This window comes from Acidisoma sp. (assembly GCF_965199065.1).
Taxonomy (GTDB): Bacteria; Pseudomonadota; Alphaproteobacteria; order Acetobacterales; family Acetobacteraceae; genus Acidisoma.
Map to the genome: position 1 here is coordinate 704,375 of NZ_CBDAQN010000003.1, position 18,800 is coordinate 723,174.

17 protein-coding genes are annotated in these 18,800 nt (G+C 62.4%); 2 read left to right on the forward strand and 15 right to left on the reverse strand.

Going from position 1 to position 18,800, the window contains the following annotated elements; genetic code table 11:
- Positions 1–2: 2 nt before the first annotated feature.
- Positions 3–2,213 (reverse strand): GumC family protein, encoded by a 2,211-nt coding sequence (locus tag ACOEQ1_RS11375; RefSeq protein ID WP_419759363.1) that lies wholly within the window; start codon positions 2,211–2,213, stop codon positions 3–5.
- A 292-nt stretch (positions 2,214–2,505) separates the two neighbouring features.
- On the opposite strand from ACOEQ1_RS11375, the gene ACOEQ1_RS11380 reads away from it, so the two are divergent.
- On the forward strand, positions 2,506–3,378 hold the full coding sequence (locus ACOEQ1_RS11380) for a glycosyltransferase family 2 protein (RefSeq protein WP_419759364.1): 873 nt from the start codon (positions 2,506–2,508) through the stop codon (positions 3,376–3,378).
- 22 nt (positions 3,379–3,400) lie between these two features.
- Here ACOEQ1_RS11380 and ACOEQ1_RS11385 read toward each other — a convergent pair whose 3' ends face one another.
- The 4 genes from ACOEQ1_RS11385 to ACOEQ1_RS11400 all read right to left on the reverse strand — a co-directional run bounded on the left by ACOEQ1_RS11385 (position 3,401) and on the right by ACOEQ1_RS11400 (position 7,793).
- Positions 3,401–4,543 (reverse strand): glycosyltransferase family 4 protein, encoded by a 1,143-nt coding sequence (locus ACOEQ1_RS11385; protein WP_419759365.1) that lies wholly within the window; start codon positions 4,541–4,543, stop codon positions 3,401–3,403.
- A complete protein-coding gene (locus ACOEQ1_RS11390; RefSeq protein ID WP_419759366.1) occupies positions 4,530–5,276 on the reverse strand; it encodes a LuxR C-terminal-related transcriptional regulator in 747 nt (248 codons plus the stop codon). The genes ACOEQ1_RS11385 and ACOEQ1_RS11390 overlap by 14 nt, the downstream gene beginning before the upstream one ends.
- Before the next feature lie 625 nt (positions 5,277–5,901).
- The gene (locus tag ACOEQ1_RS11395; protein ID WP_419759367.1) at positions 5,902–6,624 is read right to left on the reverse strand and encodes a LuxR C-terminal-related transcriptional regulator; all 723 of its coding nucleotides are present in this window, start codon (positions 6,622–6,624) and stop codon (positions 5,902–5,904) included.
- 404 nt (positions 6,625–7,028) lie between these two features.
- Entirely contained in the window at positions 7,029–7,793 is a 765-nt protein-coding gene (locus ACOEQ1_RS11400; protein WP_419759368.1) for a LuxR C-terminal-related transcriptional regulator, read from the reverse strand.
- An 872-nt stretch (positions 7,794–8,665) separates the two neighbouring features.
- Here ACOEQ1_RS11400 and ACOEQ1_RS11405 point away from each other — a divergent pair.
- On the forward strand, positions 8,666–9,703 hold the full coding sequence (locus ACOEQ1_RS11405) for a LysR substrate-binding domain-containing protein (RefSeq protein ID WP_419759369.1): 1,038 nt from the start codon (positions 8,666–8,668) through the stop codon (positions 9,701–9,703).
- 50 nt (positions 9,704–9,753) lie between these two features.
- On the opposite strand, the gene ACOEQ1_RS11410 is transcribed toward ACOEQ1_RS11405, so the two are convergent.
- The 10 genes from ACOEQ1_RS11410 to ACOEQ1_RS11455 all read right to left on the reverse strand — a co-directional run bounded on the left by ACOEQ1_RS11410 (position 9,754) and on the right by ACOEQ1_RS11455 (position 18,800).
- Positions 9,754–10,782, reverse strand: a complete 1,029-nt coding sequence (locus ACOEQ1_RS11410) for an NAD-dependent epimerase/dehydratase family protein (protein WP_419759370.1) — start codon at positions 10,780–10,782, stop codon at positions 9,754–9,756.
- 152 nt (positions 10,783–10,934) lie between these two features.
- Positions 10,935–11,279 carry a hypothetical protein gene (locus ACOEQ1_RS11415; protein ID WP_419759371.1) on the reverse strand — a complete coding sequence of 115 codons (345 nt, stop codon included), beginning with the start codon at positions 11,277–11,279 and terminating at the stop codon, positions 10,935–10,937.
- Entirely contained in the window at positions 11,276–12,571 is a 1,296-nt protein-coding gene (locus ACOEQ1_RS11420) for a hypothetical protein (protein WP_419759372.1), read from the reverse strand. The genes ACOEQ1_RS11415 and ACOEQ1_RS11420 overlap by 4 nt, the downstream gene beginning before the upstream one ends.
- Before the next feature lie 488 nt (positions 12,572–13,059).
- Positions 13,060–14,181 carry an EscU/YscU/HrcU family type III secretion system export apparatus switch protein gene (locus ACOEQ1_RS11425; protein WP_419759373.1) on the reverse strand — a complete coding sequence of 374 codons (1,122 nt, stop codon included), beginning with the start codon at positions 14,179–14,181 and terminating at the stop codon, positions 13,060–13,062.
- Positions 14,174–14,941, reverse strand: a complete 768-nt coding sequence (locus tag ACOEQ1_RS11430; protein ID WP_419759374.1) for a flagellar biosynthetic protein FliR — start codon at positions 14,939–14,941, stop codon at positions 14,174–14,176. The genes ACOEQ1_RS11425 and ACOEQ1_RS11430 overlap by 8 nt, the downstream gene beginning before the upstream one ends.
- Positions 14,932–15,207: a flagellar biosynthetic protein FliQ gene (locus ACOEQ1_RS11435; protein WP_419759375.1), complete on the reverse strand. Its 276-nt coding sequence runs from the start codon at positions 15,205–15,207 to the stop codon at positions 14,932–14,934. The genes ACOEQ1_RS11430 and ACOEQ1_RS11435 overlap by 10 nt, the downstream gene beginning before the upstream one ends.
- Positions 15,208–15,213: 6 nt before the next feature.
- Complete coding sequence (gene fliP, locus ACOEQ1_RS11440; protein WP_419759376.1) at positions 15,214–15,978, reverse strand: flagellar type III secretion system pore protein FliP; 765 nt, start codon at positions 15,976–15,978, stop codon at positions 15,214–15,216.
- On the reverse strand, positions 15,975–16,280 hold the full coding sequence (locus ACOEQ1_RS11445) for a flagellar biosynthetic protein FliO (RefSeq protein ID WP_419759377.1): 306 nt from the start codon (positions 16,278–16,280) through the stop codon (positions 15,975–15,977). The genes fliP and ACOEQ1_RS11445 overlap by 4 nt, the downstream gene beginning before the upstream one ends.
- A gap of 2 nt (positions 16,281–16,282) precedes the next feature.
- Complete coding sequence (locus ACOEQ1_RS11450) at positions 16,283–16,762, reverse strand: flagellar basal body-associated FliL family protein (RefSeq protein ID WP_419759378.1); 480 nt, start codon at positions 16,760–16,762, stop codon at positions 16,283–16,285.
- A gap of 82 nt (positions 16,763–16,844) precedes the next feature.
- A complete protein-coding gene (locus ACOEQ1_RS11455; protein ID WP_419759379.1) occupies positions 16,845–18,800 on the reverse strand; it encodes a FlgK family flagellar hook-associated protein in 1,956 nt (651 codons plus the stop codon).

An 18,800-nucleotide genomic window follows, 5' to 3' on the forward strand; every position in this document is an offset into this window, starting at 1 on the left:
GATCAGGCGCGCGCCGCGTGGTAGCCGTCGTAATGCCGGAAGGCATAGGACATGCGACCGCCACCCATCGAAGCCTTGCGCATGTCGACCCGTGTCATGACCAGGCCCATGACCGAGGAGCCGCTGTTGCGCAGCAACCGGACGGTGTTCATCACGGCATCCCGCGGCGTCTTCTCCCAATGAACCACGGCGATGGTCGCATCCGCGAGCCGCCCGAGAACCAGCGCATCCGCGACCGGCAGGACAGGCGGCGTGTCCATGATGACGACATCGTAGCGCTGACGCACATCGTCGAGCAGCGCGCTCATCCGCCGGGATGCCAGCATCTCCTGACTATCGCCCCGCATCTTGCCCGCGAGGATCACGTCGAGGTTGCTCACCGGGCGCCGGATGAGGCTCTCGGTGGCGCCGAGCGCCGTGCCCGACAGGATTTCGCAGAGACCCGGGCCGGACGGCACGCCCAGATACCCGGCCAGCGAAGGGCAGCAGAAGTCGCATTCGAGCAGCAGCACGCGCCAGCCGGCGGCGGCCATATTACGCGCAAGCTCCACCGAGAAGACGGACTTGCCCTCTTGCGGCAGCGCGGAGGTGACCATCAGGAGCCGCGGCCGCGCCTCCCCGAGGACGCGCATCTGTCCACGCAGGCGGTCGAGCGAAGCGGTCATCGCGATCTCGGCGCGGCCACCGCGGCGGCGCCCGATGCGCGTCTGCCTGACCCGCGGCAACATGCCAACGAGCGGCAGCCCGACCACGCTCTCGATCTGCTCGGGCATGCTGAAGCCGCCACGGAGCCGCTCCAGCAGAACCGCAAACACGCCACCCAACACGACCGACAGAGCGCCGGCGATGGCAAGCAGGCGCACCGGCTGAGGAGCGGACGGCCCAAGCGGGACTTCAGCGCTGGAAACGAGCGAGGCGTCGGCCTCCTGAATTCCGGCGACGTTGGCGAGCTGCGCCGCCCGGCTGAGGAAGCTCTCGTAGATGTTGCGGGTGGCCCGCGCCTGGGTCTCAAGCGTGCTGAGCCCGAGTTCGGCGGCATTCTCGCCGCTGACGGCGCCACGAAGCTGCTGCATCTGGTGCTGCAACGCCGCCTGCTGCACACGCTCCGCGTCCACTTCCACCTGCAGGCTGCGGGCGACGTTCCCCATCTGGCCACGAGCGCGGGCTTCAAGTTCAGCGGCGCGCGCCCGGGCCGATGCCAGCTCCGGATTGCCAGGTCCTTCCGTGTTGGCCAGCTCCGCCGCGCGGCCCGAAGCCTGAGTTGCCTCGTCAAGCAGTTGCGCGACCATCGGAGAGGCCAGCACGGCCGGCAGATCGTTCGTCGACGTGGCGCCAGTCAGCGCGACCTTCGCCTGGTCAAGCTCGCCCTCTTTCTCGGTGAGATCACGCGAGACGCTGATGAGCTGCGTGCTGATGTCATCCAGCTGCTGACGGTTGACCGTCTGCACCTGCCCGGTGCCGCCGGCATTGCCGGCCTGATCGGGAAGTTCCTCGCCGAGGCCATGCGAAAGACGATACGCCTCAACCGCGGCGTCATCGGTCTTAACCTGAGCCGCAAGGGATGCGACCTGCCCCTGAAGCCAATCATGGGCGCGCTGCATTGCCGCGAACTTCTCCTGCACCTTGAAGGCGAGGTATTGCCGGGCAACCTCGTTGGCGATGCGCGCACTGAGGACAGGGCTGCGGGTGCTCACCGCGATGCCGAGCAGACGAGACTCCGGATCATTGGAGAAGGTCAGCTTGTTGCTGAGAATGCCGGCCGCGATGTTGGCGCGATCCGCCTCGGTCAGCGGAGCCGTGTCCGGCGCGTCAATGACGTGATGCTTCTCCAGCCACTCGGTGATGGTCGCCTTGAGACCACCGCCGGGCGTGAAATCGGGGAGCGTCGTCAGATGCAGCGCCTCGACGACGCCGAGCGCAAGCGCGGGCGAGCTGAGAATGCCGATTTGCGTCCGCATCAAGGTGCTGTCGTTCTCGGTGTCGGAGGAGATCGCCTGCAGGTCGCTCACCTGTGTTCGTTGCGGCTCAATAATGAGAGCCGCCTGTGCCGTGTATTGCTTCGGCATGCCCTGCAGGACGAACGCGGTCGCTCCGACAACGACGACGACGGTCAGCAGAAGAACCCAGAGGTGGCGGCGCAGAGTAGATAGCAAGCGGCTGATGGGAACGGCGATGGGTTCCACCGCAGCCGTGGGATCGAGAGGGCCGCTCATTAGATCAACGGTCCGTGGACGCGTCACTTCTTGCGGCCGCTGAAACTGTTCATCACGCATAAGCCGATATACCTCAAACTGACCGCCCGTTCGATCACGGCGGATGATGACGGGTCTTAGCATTTCCGCCGGCCAGGGCTGGTTCATACCTGTGGTTGAAGGGTTGCCCCGCCTGAATTAACCCATTTGGCTAGATCGACTTGCCAATGGCCGGACCCTAGCCAACAAGCCCGCAATACAGTCTCGCCGCAGCAAAGTCTTCGGCTCCGACTCTGGCAAAAGGAGTGTTTCCATGACGCTCAATATCGTCATCGGCATCCCGACCGTCGGACGCGCTCCTATCCTGCGGGAGACCTTGCGCGCGCTCGCGTTGCAAACCCGGCAGGCGGATCGCGTTCTCGTGTGCGGGACGAAGGAAGGCGACGTAACCGGCGCGGCCGACATCGGCGCGACCGAAGTTCTTCTGGCGAAACCCGGTCTTCCGGCGCAGCGCAACGCGCTGATCGCGGCGGCGCCGGACGCAGACATCATGTTGTTCTTCGACGATGACTTTCTGCCGGATCCGCATTACTTGGCGGCTATCGAGAAACACATGACCGACGACCCCGCAACCGTGGTTGCCACCGGTCTGGTGCTTCAGGATGGTATAGGCGGTCCTGGCCTTGCAATCACGGAGGCGAAAGAGAGCCTCCGCGCTCCGCGTCCGGCCAGAGCCGACATCACGCCGGTATTCTCGGGTTACGGCTGCAACATGGCGGTCCGCCTGACAACGATGCGGCAGCACGGCCTTCTATTCGATGAGCGGCTGCCGCTTTACGGCTGGCAGGAGGATGTCGACCTGTCGCGCCGTCTCGCCGCCTTCGGAAATGTCGTGAAGGTTAATGCGGCGTTCGGCATTCATCTTGGCGTCAAGCAAGGGCGCAATTCCGGCGTGCGCCTGGGTTACTCCCAGGTCGCCAATCCGCTCTATCTCGCCGGCAAGCGCTCGGGCTACCCGGTCTTGCGCGCGCTGGAACATATCGGGCGCAACGTGGCGATGAACATCGTGCATGCACCGCGGCCGGAGCCGTATGTCGACCGGCGCGGCCGGCTGCGCGGTAATTTGCTCGCGATGGCGGACCTCATCCGCAAGCGTATGGCGCCTGAGCGTGTACTCGAGCTCTGACGTTTCGTTTTGAAGGCGGCCTTCAGGCCGCCGAAGCGGCCCGCCGCGTGGTCAGCGGGAATTGCCTGCTCGCGGTGGAGACGCCGCGATAAGCTTGCTCGGCCAGTTGGTCGTAGAACGCCGTGTCGTCGGCGAGCCGGCGCAACCCGGCGGCCGCGGCGGTGATGTCCGGCTCCGCCCAGTTGCTGCCGCTGTAGATCGCGGCCGGATCCTCAACCGGGACAAGCCGGTACGGCACGTCCACGCCGTTGCCATTGCCGGTGAAATCCGTATTGCCGGACCAGGCGGTCGCCACCACGGGAATGCCCCGGGCCAGCGCCTCCAGCATGGGCAGACCGAAGCCCTCGGCGCGATGCAGCGACAGGAGTACGTCGGCCTGGGCGTAGAGCGCTGACAACCCCGCATCGTCCAGGTGGTCCCGGATGATCTCGATATTGCCGTGCGACGCGAGACCACCGAGCGATGCCTTGAACGCCGCGACGGCGTCATCCGGGCCGGTAAGCTTGAGCAACAAGCGCGCTGCGGGCCCTTCGCCGAAAGCCTCGGCGAAGGCGCGGACGGCGCCGGCCGGGTTCTTGCGCGCCAGGCTCGAGCGGGTGTCCGCCATAGCCAGGACGGTGAACCGGCCGTTGACGTCGCGGTAACGGCGAGCCTCGGTCGGCAGATAGTGCGGCACGACCTCGACCGGCTTCCGCAACAACCGCGTCAGGCTATCGCGGGAGAAGCGGCTGGGCGTCCAGACCTCGTCGACTGTCCGGTCGCAGTTTCGCCAATCCTGCGGCGGATCGGGCAGTTCCCACGCCCAGTAGCCGATACGGTAGGCGCGAGCGGCGGCAGGCAGCACACTGCCGATCAGGCTGGCCGTCTGCGGCCCACCTGAATGGAAGATGTAGGCCGAGCCAGCCTCGTGCTTGACGCGGAACAGCGGATTGCGAAGCGCCGGTGTTGCATCGACAAGATCCGCCTCGACCCCGAGGCTCCGCAATGCCTGCCACTGCAGCACGGCGCCTCGGCTGATGCCGTTGTGCTTGGCCAACGCTGCAACGATGACGATCCGGTCGAAGCGCCGCGCGCCGGAGGAGCCGGCGAGCAGCTGCCGCGTCAGAAGCGCGCTGCCCAGCAAGTAGGTCGAGCGCAGCGATTGCTTCAGGCTAGCCGGGGTCACGTTCGTCGCTCTCCTGATCCGGCGCGCCGGAGGTCAGAGACGCCCTACCGGCAAGATCCGCAGCCTGCTTCACCGCGGGGTCATCGTGGCCAAGGCCTTCGATCGAAGCGAACGCGGCCTGCGTGCGGTTGGCCGCACCCATTTTCCGCATGATGCTCCGAATATGCACTTTGACAGCGCTCTCGCTCATGCCGAGGTCGCGCGCGATCGTCTTGTTTGCCTTGCCCTGCTTGACCTGCGCGAGCACCGTCATCTGACGGTCGGTCAACCGGTCGGACGGCAGTTGCTCCCGCACGGCCGACCCAGCCGCCTCTTCGCTCAGCAAAAGCTCGAGTGGAGCAAAGGTACCCCCGGCCTGCACGAACAGCAGCGAAGCGACCGCCATGGAAATCGTGCTGGTCCGCGTCGACACATAGCCGTTGGCGCCGCTTTTCAGCGCGTCCCGGATGGCGGCGATCTGGTTGGCATCCTCGGCATCCGACAGGAGGACGATCGGCCGGCCGTCCACGGCCTGCTGCAGCGCCGAAACCTCGTCAACCAATCCAGAGCCGAGATCGTGGACATGATAGACAACGAGATCGACCGTGGCACCGACGCTTCCACTGACGCATTCCTCGACGCTCTCGTAACCGGCGAGCGTCAAGGACGGATGGGTCGCGGCGAGCGCCGCGCTCATGCATTCGCGAATGAGGCGATGGCTATCAATCCAGGCTACGCGAATCTCGTCACTCATCAGGATCGTCCGCCCTTCAGGCGCAGTATAGCTGGATGGCCTAGCGCCAGAGCCATAAAACTTTGCCGATCGGCAACTGCTTGATCCTTCACGATATTGGACCGCCGATCCTTCACGAGATCGAACCGCCAGGGTGAGTCTGGGTGCTATTCGCAGGTCCCAGCCCGGATCTCAGTGAGCCGTTTCCGACTGTGACAACGCCAACCATTCGGCTGCCTTCGCTGATATGTGCCGCTTGCCTATTACGTTTTGTACAGAACGCCAACGGCTGGACGCATACACACTATAGCTAGATCAATAGTCCTCCGCTCGATCAGATGAGTTACTGCGATCGGCTGTCGACTTGGCTAACCGTGCAGCAATGCCTGGCGTTCTCCCCCGGACTGGCTCGTGGGGAGACAATAAACGCAAACAACACGAGGAAGAGGATGGGGCGCGCACACGTCAGACGCGCGCCAAGCGCAGAAACATAGCGCAGGCAGCTATTAAATCCGACGTTGCTGCCTCGCGAAAGGCAGGATGTACTTCAAGCTCGTCGGCGTGTTTCAGGCTACGCGAAGGAAGCGGTCGGACACGCAGCGACCGCCTCTCTCCATATGTAGCGGATCATGGAGTGGCCACGGCCTTACATGGCTACGGCTTCACCACGCTCCGAACAGAGCTTCAGCGCGTTGAACGCTGCCTGTGTCCGGTTGGTCGCACCCATCTTTCGCATGATATTGCGGATATGAACCTTCGCCGTGCTCTCGCTCATGCCAAGCTCGTGCGCGATGATCTTGTTGGCCTTGCCCTGCTGAAGTTGTGCCAGGACCGCCTTCTGCCGCGTGGTCAGCCGATAGGGTGAAGCGGCGACCGGCTGACCCGCAGGGGGTGCGCTCGCATCCGAAAGGAGCATTTCCAGCGGTGCAAACGTACCGCCCGCCTGCACGAACCGGATCGCCGACAGGGTCATGGCAAGACCGGTGCTCCGGGTCGAGATGAACCCGTTCGCGCCGGCCCGCAGTGCCCCGCGGATGGTGTTTAGCTGATGACTGTCTTCCAGGTCCGACAGCATGATCAGCGGTGCGGCCTCGAGCGCCTGGCGGATCGCCGCAATCTCCTGCAGGCAAATGTCATACGAGGCATGAGAATAGAAAATGATGAGGTCGAACCCGTCATTACCCGTACGAACGAACTCGGCCACGGAGATGAACGGAGACACCTTCAACGTCGGCTGCAACTCCAGGATCGCGCGCAAGATGCAATCCCGGGTGAGCGCGTAGCTATCGATCCAGGCGATGCGAAGAGCGCCGAGATCCGAATCTTCCGAGTAGCCGGTTGTGGAACCGGACTCGGGCCTACGCTCCACGGCAAAGCCTGCTTCCTCACGCGAATGGCTCCTTGCCAATTTGTCAGCGTGGTAAAAGTCATGGTTAACAACGGGAAACGTCTGATCCATCTATCCAGCCTCCGTAGGAATGCTTGCAGTATAAATAATTCGAACTTCGTCACGGTTACTAATCAAATTTGGAACTTAAACCTTTTTTGCAAAGAACTACCGAGGAAGGCTGAGGGGATTAAGTGGATGAGCGTAAGTCCGATTTGGCGGGCTCAACTGATCGAAGGATGACGCGCCACCTAAAGCTGCCTCGACGCGCGTGGACGCAGCGCGATCAGCACAGCTTCCCGGATGCCTGCACATCGCGATCTGCAGTCCCACTTTGTAAGCTTCGATAATAGGCAGAACAGTGCGAGGATTTTCTGTTCCTCGCGTCACGCCCCTTGCCCGCGCAACCGGTCACCGGTGTCACCGGCTATACCGAGAAGCCGGTCCGCATTGAGCGCCGCCTGAGTGCGGTTGGCGGCACCCATCTTCCGCATGATGTGCCGGACATGCACCTTCACGGTGCTCGCACTCATGCCGAGTTCATGAGCGATGATCTTGTTCGGCTTCCCATGCTTCATCAGCGCGAGGACAGCGATCTCACGCTGCGTCAGACGCCCAACCTCCGACAGAGGACGCGAGACCGTAGACGGCGCCGGCTCCCGGTCCATGAAGAGAAAGTCTCTCGGCACGAAAGTGCCCCCGGACCCCACGAGGCTGATTGCGGAGACGACCATCTGCAGGCTCGTGCTGTCGGTCATCACGAAACCGGACGCTCCACGATTAAGAACCTCGCGGACAATCGCCGGCTCGATCGCGGAAACATCAGAGAGGACGACGATCTGAACCGAGGTGAAGGCCTCCCGCAGAGCGGCGATGTCCTCGAGCCAATCGGTGTCCGCGTCATTCTCATGCGAGTGGTACACGATCAGGTCGATCGCTCTACCCGTGTGCTTTGCGCAGTCCCGGACCGACTCGAACGGAATGATCACGAAAAGCGGCTGCAGCCTGGCAACCGAACTCGTCAGACACTCTCGCGTCAGCTGAGAAACATCGATCCAGCCAATGCAGAGTTCGCCCGACGTGCGGGCCGCTTCGGCAGGCGCGTTTGTCAGTCTCGGTGGAGGGCTCAGGGTAGCTGTGGTATGGGCCATTTTAGAACTCACAACACTCGGATCCCTAGACTGAACGGCAAGCTCGATGCTGCCCCGTACTCAGTTTCACCTAGCTTGTTGGTGTAGATCGGTTCCAATGAACCTCCTTCCTCAACGCTTGGTATGTCATTCGGAAGCCTCATTTGGGGCTATTTCCGCAAAACACGCTATCTTGATTACCTCGTCCTTAAGATGCCGGTCGGCACCTCAGGAGTTAACCGCACGTTTATCCGGTCCTATGGGATGCACAAATCAACTGAATGGCTCCTTCAATGTTCGGAACGGTAATGCTGACTACACCCTTGGGCGTAGCAGCCGGCGGCTGATGCAGATGACACCGGGTCAATCATCCAGGTTCGGCAGGCTAAAGCAGCGGTTGTCAGCTATACGTAATTTGATGTTTTACAATTGGTTGGATCGAACTGTGATATCTCCGTGTTAAGGCGCCCCTCTTTAGGGTAGCGGCGTCTCAAATCTGGTATCACGAACTCGCGAGCTTATGCGGCATGGCTTAGACGTATCAACGCCAGAACTGACCTAGTTGCGTCTGCGGGCGGGCAGTCAGGCGAGGTCAAACCGGCCGACGCGGCCTTATATCAAGAATCCGTGAGGTCAGTCTGTCTCGTCGGGAATTCTGTGCGCGGCGGTTGCGCGTGACCGATCCGATCGTCCGCTAAGCGCGTCGAAGGTCGCAGCTTGCTCGTCATCTGCTACGTCCTTTTGGTCAGTGCTGGAACAACGTCGCTCGCGCGGCACCAATTCGTGGCGTTGCAGCAGTTGCGACATTACGACGGCGCCAATGTGCGAGACAGGCGCGCCTTGTTCTTGATCCCTCCCTCGCAGAAGTTGAAGGTCCTTGCAGTGTCGCGCGCGTGGCGGACGCCGTTCCGCATTTCGAAGCGAAGTCCTGGCGCTCGGCTTGCTCCTTTTTTAGCCTGAGAAACGCATCTGGAAATCCTGACGGGCGTAACAAACAAACAACACTTGGTCGGGCGATGCCGAGGCGCTCCCTCAACCTTAACTGGATTAGAAGCTTTGAGGCTTCAGCTCGACTGTTGAGCTTTACTCAAGCGGCTCAGGAACTGGCGCTTACACAAGCGGCTATCAGTCAACATGTTCGCCTGCTGGAACAGGAACTGGGTGAGCCGTTGTTTCTCCGGCTTTCCAAAGCGGTGCGGCTTACGGATGCCGGCGAAGCCTATCTTCCCGTCGTTCGTGAAAGCCTCGAGCGGCTGCGCGCCGGCACCTCGGATCTATTCGGTGCAGGCCGCGAAGGCTCGGTGCGTCTACGCGCCGACCCAGGCTTCATCGACTGTTGGCTGGCTCCGCGATTGCAGGACTTCCTCGGTGCCTATCCTGACATCTTGCTCCAGGTCTCCGTAGCGATCGGCGGCATCGACAACGACTGGAGCACGGCTGACATGGAGGTTCGGTACGAGAGCACGCAGATGGGAGGCGTCGACGCAACCGTGCTCGTGGGCGGAACTGTCTTCCCGGTTTGCCATCCGAGCCTGAGCCAGGCTCTGCGGCAGCCGTGCGACCTGCTGCATCAGCGCCTTCTGCATGTCACCGGGCACCGTCACGGCTGGAGCGAGTGGTTCCATGTGGCGGGCGCGGTCTTGCCCGACGGGGCCAGGCTGCTGCAGGCCGACTCGGGAGTGACAACTCTTGTCATGGCAGAGCAGGGCATCGGGGTCGCGCTGGGTCACTCTGCGCTGGTCTTGCCGTTGCTTCAGCAGGGGCGGCTTGTAAGGCCGTTCATGCCGGGCTTGGCGACGCCGGGGATGTTCCACCTCATCACACCCAGCGATCATCCTCTGAAGCGGCAAGCACGGTTGTTCCGAAACTGGCTGCTCGCCAAGGGTAGCCACGCCCTTGAAGGCGAGCCCGGCGCCGGGCCGTCCCATTGATCGAGTAGTGCATGGCGGCAGGCGACGGCAAAGCGCCGGCCGCGGCGACCTTATCTGGCCGTCTCTGCGCTTAGCCAATCCATGTAGGCGAGAAACGCTTCGCGCGTCGGTCTTGGCTTCCAACCTGTATCGGCCAGAATCCGGGAAATATCGTAGGCACCCCACATTCCGCCGGTAAGCGCCGCATCCTGGACGATGTCAGCATGCGCTGCCGGGACGACTTCGGCTTTGAAGCCTGGCACACGCTCCGCTGCCCAGGATGCGATGTCGCCCACCGTCGTGGTTTCGCCCGCCGCAATATTATAGGTGCCGAAGCGCAGCAGCGGCGCCTTAAGCAGCCCTGCGATGCCCGAGGCCACATCCTCCGCCTGGATGTAGTCGCCAACTCCATCCATCGTGTTGACCCGCACCACCGGGTCGCCACCGAGCGCCTTATGGGCGATCCGGTTCGGGACGTGACGGAAGTTCCGGCTGCCGGTTTCCCGGTCCATCGGTCCGTAAACCGAGGAAAGCCGCACCGACGCCGCCGAGAACCCGAACATATCGCCGTAGCGCTCAGCGATCAGTTCGGAAGCCAGCTTCGCAATGCCGTAGAGGCGACGGGGCATGACGTAGCCGTCTTCGGGCAGCGGTTCCCCGGGGCGATCCGGCCCGTGATGCTTGTAGACCGAACCGGAGCTGACATAGACGAAGCGACGGAGGCTCCGCAGGCTGCGAGCCCACTCCAGCATGGCCACTGTGCCCATGATGTTCACGTCGATTATGCGAGCCGGGGCCTCGGATTCCGGCTCCCGCTTTGCTTCCGCCACTGTCCCGCGGGAGATGGGCGTCACACTCGCACCATGAACGACATAGGTGACGGTATGGGCCTCGAGGGTAGGCCGCCACGTCTCCGGCTGGGTGACATCGGCCACGATCGTGGTCAGCCGGTCGGCGACCGGCGCGAAATATCGCTGGGCGGCAGCGTCCATGGGCGCCAGATCCAGCGCCACGAGATGCTCGGTTGGATAGGTCTCCAGCCAGTGGCGGGCAAACACGCTCATGACGAAGCCGGTGGCTCCGGTGACGAGTAAAGTCATGGCGATGCTCCGGCCGCTTATGACGCGGTGACGGCGCACGATGAGCGCCCGCGCTGATCGCGTCTACCCCGGCCACGTCATGGGGGCAATCGAAGGCAAGAACGAAAGAAGAGGATAATCAGCCGGTTCAAGACAAGCAGCTCCATCGGCTACTAGAACCCGTCGAGCTGCTCCCGCGCCACGCGATACACCTGCGCGGCGGCCGCGCCCAAAGTCTGACTTGGATTGGCGATACATTGTCCACTGAGGGCGTTGATTGCCTCGGGTGACGTGAGCATCTGCTGCGCGATCGGCGTATGGCCCCCAGCGGCCGTCCTTCGGTCCATCGCCTCCCACTGGTCGACAACCGAGCTGATAATGCTGGTAGATTCGATACTGGGATGGTTTGCTACCAGCGCAATCGCCTGTCCGCAGGTCATGCTTTCAAGAGCATATGCATTGTGGGCCGTTAGCACACCGACAAAGACACTTAAAAACGCGGCGCCTGATCTCTTCACGGCTCGTCTCCCTCTATTCCGGCCAGCATCCGGGTCACTGCCTTCTGAACCGCCGCGGCCGCTGATCGCCGATAGTCCCACATCGCATCTGGTGGAGGATCGTTTATGGTCATCGCTGCGTTGGCCTCGAAGACCAGAACAGACCCATCAGGCGCCAGAGCGAAATCCACACCGGCGTAGTCGAGGCCCATCCGCTGTCCGAGGCGTTCAAGCGCAGCCATCGCCCGCTTCCCAAGGACATTTGACATATCATTGAGAAAGCCACTTTCTTCCTGACGGTAGGCTTCATGCTCCGCCATGTCCGCAGAGAAATAATGCACCTTCCAATCTGAAGAAATTGCTAAATGCCACGGATAAATTCGGCCGCGCACGAACATGACACGATATTTGCGCACCTTGCCGTCCGCCCCGCGCGCATCCAGCGGCTGGATGAGGAAAAGCTCATCGCCCGGCATGCTCTCCACCGCGCCCGCGAAGTCATCCTGTGTTTCGACGAGATGGAAATGCCGCCCGGTGTGAAATCCTGCCGAACGAACGAGCAAGGGGAACTCCCGGGACTGTACCGGTTGAATGGCGGCGCGCTCCATCCTCCGGATAAGCGGCGCCACCAGACCGTCGATATCCCGGCAGAGACTGCCAAGATTACAGCGCCCCGTCCGCCTGACCCGGGCCGGGTGGTTGATGACGGGTTTAGCGGTCGTCGAGACCAGATATTCTGCATTCACCAGCGCTGGAGGCGCAGCGTCAGCATCGCCGATTGCATTGACGACGAAGTCATGGTGCGGCAGGCGAGCGGAGAGATCGGCGTAGTCGGTGTAGATGACCGTCACTGCAGCACGGTGGTCGTCGAGCCAGGGCCACAGGCGCACGTTTCCGCCGCGAGCGGAGGCAAGATATAGCACCTCTTGCGCCAGCCCTGTACCACGATGCCGCCGAGGAGCCACGGCATGGCCAACGAAGCCGGCGCGCCAGAACCGCTCCGCCTCAGCGTGCTCGCCCAACATCGCCAGCGTGCGCGCCATGCCTTGCGCCGCTTCGATGCACGCCGCATCCGTGGCAAGGGCTGCCTCGAAATGGCTGCGGGCCGTTCCGGCCTCGCCATCCTCCAATGCCATGTTCCCGAGCGTCACGCAGGGAGCCAAATCCTTCGGGTGATGCTGCGTCGCCCGCGCAAAAAGCGTCCGAGCCGCATCGCGCCGCCCGGCCGCCAATGCAAGTGATCCAAGCCCCAGCAGGGACTCCAGGTGCTGCGGCTCGGACCGCAAGCGGTCAAGAAAGGCCGCGACCGCCAAGCTATGCTGCTGCATCAGCTGCGTCGGCGCGTCAGCCTGGGCACAGGGAAGCCATCTGCCGCAAGCGATCGCAGGATGATATGACGAATCGACGCACCGGTATCCTCCGACCGTTGACGAAGTGCCTCCCGCGTCTCCTCCGGGACCAGAATCTGCATCGGAAACTGTGCCACGCCCTGCCGCAGGCGGCGGCCGCGGATCACCTCCTGACCCTCCTCATGCAGCGCATCGTCATCAGTGCAGCTAATAAGACTTTCCTTCCCCACGACCTCCGGGTCTGGTCTGTTCGGAGAGACTACTGCAGCTTTCGCTGGACGCCCTCTCTGGCCGGTTGACGACTTCCGTACTACTCCCATGATCTGCTCCCTGAACGCATGCCAGCTAAAAGAGACAATCTGCAGGACGTTTGGTCACAGGTAAGACTTGCTTAACGCTGCCATCCGTTGCTCTCGAACTCTCTCGTGTTCATCAGTATATTCGGGATTTTCTCAGTCACTTGTTCTATGTCCGATCTCAAAAGAAGAAATTTTCGGCAAGTGGGGCTTCTGCCGCGTCTCACGTGACGCTCGCCATTGCTGTAGTCGCCAGACATAGGCGAGGATTTCAGCGCAGGCTCGGTAGAGGGCCACCGGGATAGGGTCATCGGGCTCCACGTAACGGTAGATCGCGCGGGCTACCGGCGGCGCTTCGACGATGGGAATGCCATGGCTCCGCGCTTGCGTTATGATCTCGGCGGCCAGCAGTCCCGCCCCTTTCGCCAAAAGAATTGGTGCGGGATCAACCCCACGCCGGAAGCGGATGGCAACCGCAAAGTGGGTTGGATTGGTGATGATGACGGAGGCTTCCGGAACCCGTCGCATCTGGCGTGACCGCGCCATCCGTCTAGCGATGGCACGCTGGCGTTGCCTGACCTGCGGGTTGCCGACAACCTCCTTAATTTCGTCACGCATTTCCTGGTCGGACATCCGGTGTCGCCGACGATGCAGCCAGAACTGCACGCCCATATCGACCCCCGCGATGCCGATGATGGCGGCGCAGATATTGGCGAGGATATGCAGACAGAGAGCGGTCATCGCGCCGATGGAGGATTGCACCGGCATGCCGAGAGCGGCAAATGCATACCAATTGTTGCGGATCGTGGTTTCACCGACGCCGCCGATGATGAGGAACTTGGCCATGGATTTCAGCGTGTCGGTGAAACCGGATACGGAAAAGAGCTGGCCCAGCCCATGAGAAGGCGACAGCTTCGAGAAGTCCGGCATCAAGGCGGTGACGGAGAACGTCCAGCCGCCGAACAGAACGCCGACAAGCGCTGACAGTGCCCCGATTAGGACGAGTAGCGGTGCCGTCTCGATGATGAAAGCTTGGCTCGAGACAGAGGCCAGAGATATGTCACCGGTTCCCGAAAGCGTCAGTGCCGTTGCACAGATATTCTCCAGACGACTGCCGAAATCGGCGGCCGCGTTCAGACCAATGGTTGTCACCAGAACGATGGCAGCGGCTTTCGGCAGATCCGTGGAGCGAGCCACGTCGCCGCGCTCGGCAGCCTGGCGCAGCCGCCTCTCGGTCGGCGCGTGCTTCTTATCGTGGTCGTCCGAACCTTCAGCCAATCGGCACCATGATCGCGATGGTTCGGACTGCCGTATTGAGCAGATGCTCGATGCTGCCCGGCAGATCGCCCAGCGAGGCGGTGAGGATGGACAACCCGCCGAGGATCAGGAGAGGAAAGCCGATAGTCAACAAATTCAGCTGGGGCGAGAACACCGTGAGCAGGCCGACGGTCACGTTGATGGCGAGCGAGATCGCCATCACGGGAACTGCCAGCATGACCGCCGTCGTGACGACGGAGCTGCCGAATGCAAGCAAGGCCGGCAGCGCCGCCGCACCCAGACCGGCGGTGCCGCCCTGGAAAGAATGGGCGATCGCCGCGAAGAGCCAGATCGGACCGCCGACCGCGATGAAGCCCATGAGAGCCGCCCACGACATGATGTCGTAGAGAACCTGCGTCTCGCCCGGTACATCCTGAAACTGCAGTTCGGCGAAGCTCAATCCCATGGCGAGGCCCGCGATTTCGCCGAGGCTTGCGATCGATGCAACCACAATCTGCATGACCGCGCCGATGGCCGCTCCGAAACCGATCTGGATGATGCCCTGGTAGACCGCAGTGATCGGGTCACCCGGGAAAGCCGGCAGATTGGGCAGCCAGAACGCAAGGGCTCCGGCTAAAACGGCCGCCAGGATTGCCTTGACCCGCATGGGTATGAGCGCAGAACCAAAAAAAGGGGCGGTCAGAAAGAGCCCGGTTATGCGCAGGAAAGGCCAGACGAAGCGCCCGAGCCAGGTCAGCACCTGGCCGTCGGTTACGACCACGATTGATGAACGAGCAAGCCCACATTGCCGATCCAGGCGACGATGAGCGATTTAAACAGGTCGAGGGCGCCGAAGCCGCCGAAGATACCGATGAGAATCATAACGACCGTCTTCGGCAACAGGTTGAGCGCTGTGTCTTCCATCTGAAAGATCGCTTGCAGCGTAGCCGTCGTCACGCCGACGATGAGTAGTAGCATAATGATCGGCAGCACCGCCTCGACCTCTGTGGCAAGCGCGGCATGGAGCAGCTTCAGATAGAGCGGCATGCGCAGTCACGCTCCCGCATGAACAAAGCTATTCGCGACGGAACCGAGTACCAGAACCCACCCATGGATCGAGACGAACATCAGCAGTTTCAGCGGCAGCGAGATGAGCGTCGGCGACACCATGATCATGCCGAGGGACATGAGGACCGAAGCCACGGCAAGATCAATAAGGACAAAGGGGATGTAGATGAGGAAACCGATCTGGAACGCGGTCTCCAGTTCCGAGGTGGCGAATGCCGGCACCAGCACTGTCAGCGGTACATCCTGAGGAGAGTTGTAGTGGCTGCCGCTGAGGTCGACGAAAAGATGCAATGCGTCCCGTCTGGTCTGCGCAAGCATGAAGCCCTGGATCGGTGGCTCCGCCGCCGCGACCGCGCTCTGGAAGCTGATCTGCCCGGCGAGATAGGGCTGGATCGCTTTGTCCTGTTCCTGCTGGATCACGCCGCGCATGACGAACATGGTCAATGCCAAGGCCAGCGCCGCCAGCACCATGTTGGGGGGCGTCGTCTGCAACCCAAGCGCTTGCCGCAGCACCGCCAGAACGATGATGATGCGGGTGAAGGCGGTCATCAACAGAAGGATGCCGGGGAGGAAGGCAAGGCCCGTGATCAGCAGGAGTGTTTCCACGTTCAGCGAGTAGACGTCGCCGCCATGGGCGGGCGCTGCGCTCAGCAGGGCGAGGCCGTCCGCGGCTTGGCCATGGGCGGCCGCAGGTAGGCAAAGGCTTAACGTGACAATGAAGGCCGAGATGGTGCGGCGGCGGCTCCTCACGTGCCGGATCCCGATTTGCGCTCGCTGCCGCTCGGCGTAAGGCGGCCAATGGAAGTAACTCCGCCGCGTCCTGCTGCAATAAGAAAACGCTGCCCGTCAGCTTCCACGATTTGCAGGCTCGACTGCCACCCCACCGCCTGCGATGCAACGATCCTAATCGGGGCCGAACCGCTTTGGCTACCGATACGGCCTGTGACCCGCCACCGGCGCGCGAGGTAAGCCGCAGTCAGCAGGAACGCCAGAATGACGACCAGCGAAAAGACGACCGAGACAAGTTCCGACATGCCGCCCACTGGGCTCATCGTCAATCCTGCACGACAAGATTGGTGATGTAGGCAGAGGCGAACGGATTGGCCGGGGTGTAACTCGCATTGCGGTCCAGCACTTCATTTGCGATATGCAAACAGCTCTTTGTCAGATCGACCCGCGTCTGCGGATCCTGCAGACTCTGGCTGGTTTCGTTCATTAGAAGAGTGATGACCGCGGCCTTGATAATCGGCTGAAGTTCCTCGAACGTCACGAGGGCCGCCTGATCAAGGGTGGAGAACTGCACGGAAAAATCGACATACGAAGTGGCCGCGGTCCCGGCCTGGGGCGGTATGCTCACCGTCACGTCGGCCAGCGTCGCGAAGAAGACGGGCTTGGGCGGTGGTGGCTTGGGCGCTTGGCCGGAGGCGACGGTCGGGCTGGCATGATGCAGATATTCGGTCACGCCCAGCGTGCCACCAACACTGGCGGCGATTGCGAGTATAACGATGAGAACGATCAGCAGAATTTTGACCATCAGACTTTACGACCTTCGGATCGGAACATGACAAGCGTGCGACGAAAGCCGCCGTTTTGACCGCGCATTCTGGGTGTCACCGCTAAACGGCCTGAAGCAGAGACTCGAACATCGCCTTGGCGCTCGTGATCACCTGCGCTGCCGCCTGAAATGCCTGCTGGTATTGCGTCAGCAGCACAGCCTGTTGATTGAGCGAAACCCCGGCAAGCGTCTGCAGGTTGGTCGTTGCCGTTGTAACCTGTGAGGATGTGCCGGTCGCAAGGTCCTTTGCCTGCTGCGCATTGGCGCCGAGCGAGGTCCCGAGACCGACGACCGCCTCCTGCAGCGTGCCGGCGGTGGTGGAGGCCGTCGTCGTCCACAACGCCTGGATCCGCGTGGCATTGCTGCCGCTTCCACTACCGCCTGCCGTGAGCGTCAGCGTATCTCCCGTTGCCGGCGCGCCGGAAATCGGCAGTTCCCAATAGGTCCCGCTGGCACTTCCCGTTGTGGGATAGGCGATGGCGATCGTCGCGGCGCCGCCGCTGCCGGATAGAGTCCCGCTGGCAATGATCGTCGTCGGATCGGCTGTCGTCGTTATGTTGTAGGCCGTGCCGGAGGTGAAGACGACTTGCAGTGACTGCCCGTAGCTGCCGGCTGGGACAACAGTGGCTCCGGCCACCGGCGTGCCGGTGACGCTGGCTGTACCGGCCACGATAGAGCCTGCATTCGTGTCTGCGATCGATCCATCAGGCTGCAGCGAGCCTGGTGTAGCGGCATAGGGGTCAGCGGCCGCTACCGAACTTCCCAGGGAAGTGGTGACCGAAATCCTAGTGGCTGCTCCCGGAGCCGGCTCCACAACGAAGCTGTCGCCCGCCTGCGGTGTTCCCGCGACCGCGACACTGAGACCGGCGAAGGAGACGTTGCTGCCGGCGGAGGTGACATTGTAGCTTTTGCCGGTCGCCTCGTCCTCCGCGTTCCAGCCCGGTGCGCCGGAGTAGCTCAAGAGGAATGGGCCGCCATCGGTCGGTAGCGCACCGGCATCGCTGATCGTGGCGGTCAACGAAGCGCTGCCTGTGTTGGCGCTGCTAGCCGTCGCAGTCGGAGCGGGCACCGAGAAAAGATCGGACCCTTGCGCACCCGCGGTCGTAAGGCCCTGCGCCTGAGCCGTGTTGGTCTGCGACGCAAAGATACCCGCGAGCGCATCCAAGCTGTGCAAGGCGGCGGCGCCCGACTGCCAGGTCTGAAGGTTGCCGCCGATCTCGCCGTCGCTCCCGGCCAAGGGCAGTTTCACGCCGCTTTTGCCGACGGTGACCGTCGGCGCCACGGACTTGCTGCCGCCTGTCAGCACCAGGGACTGCGCACCGGCCTGATCGAGCAGCACGGTGCCGCCACTGGCCAGCAAAACCGCGCCATCCGAGCCAATCGGCACGATATTGACCGACAGCACGTTCGATAGGGACGCCAGTGCCGCCTCCTGCTGATCGAGCAGGCTCACGTTGTTGGGGCTGTCGACGAGGCCCTGATTGATGGCCTGCAACTGACCGAGAAGATTGTTGGCTGTGCTGACCTCGTCGCCGAGCGCGGTCGTGGCGCCGGTCTGGACCGCTGTGATGGAACTCGCAGCGCTTCGAAAAGCGCCCGTTACCGACGTGGCATCCGAGATCACGGTCTGCTGCTGTGCATCGCTGGTCGGATTTGCAGCCAAGGTTCCGACATCGAGAAAGAACTGGTTCGCGGCACTCTGCACGTCGCCGTTATTCCCGAGCGCATCCGAAATGTTGCTTAGCGAATCTGACGTTGTGCTTGCAGCCGAACTGGCGCTGTTGGCCGTGCGCAGCACGCCGGCGGCAAACCCGTCAGCCACCCGCGTCACCTGGCCCTGCACGCCGTCGCCGGACGAACCCGAGGTGCCGTCATCCACGGTCGTAAGATCGAGATTTTCCTCGGCATAGCCGGGCGTGGTCTGATTGGCAATGTTCTCTGAAACAGTGCTGATGCCGTCTACAAATGCTTCGATGCCCGCTAGGGCAGTGTTAACAGCTCCGACCAACCCACTCAT

What these genes read in the sequence shown, in the direction of transcription:
- ACOEQ1_RS11375 (WP_419759363.1), bottom strand. Translation starts at nt 2,213, where the DNA reads ATGAGCGGCCCTCTCGATCCCACGGCTGCGGTGGAACCCATCGCCGTT.
- ACOEQ1_RS11380 (WP_419759364.1), top strand. Translation starts at nt 2,506, where the DNA reads ATGACGCTCAATATCGTCATCGGCATCCCGACCGTCGGACGCGCTCCT.
- ACOEQ1_RS11390 (WP_419759366.1), bottom strand. Translation starts at nt 5,276, where the DNA reads ATGAGTGACGAGATTCGCGTAGCCTGGATTGATAGCCATCGCCTCATT.
- ACOEQ1_RS11400 (WP_419759368.1), bottom strand. Translation starts at nt 7,793, where the DNA reads ATGGCCCATACCACAGCTACCCTGAGCCCTCCACCGAGACTGACAAAC.
- ACOEQ1_RS11410 (WP_419759370.1), bottom strand. Translation starts at nt 10,782, where the DNA reads ATGACTTTACTCGTCACCGGAGCCACCGGCTTCGTCATGAGCGTGTTT.
- ACOEQ1_RS11435 (WP_419759375.1), bottom strand. Translation starts at nt 15,207, where the DNA reads ATGCCGCTCTATCTGAAGCTGCTCCATGCCGCGCTTGCCACAGAGGTC.
- ACOEQ1_RS11445 (WP_419759377.1), bottom strand. Translation starts at nt 16,280, where the DNA reads ATGAGCCCAGTGGGCGGCATGTCGGAACTTGTCTCGGTCGTCTTTTCG.
- ACOEQ1_RS11450 (WP_419759378.1), bottom strand. Translation starts at nt 16,762, where the DNA reads ATGGTCAAAATTCTGCTGATCGTTCTCATCGTTATACTCGCAATCGCC.
- ACOEQ1_RS11455 (WP_419759379.1), bottom strand. Translation starts at nt 18,800, where the DNA reads ATGAGTGGGTTGGTCGGAGCTGTTAACACTGCCCTAGCGGGCATCGAA.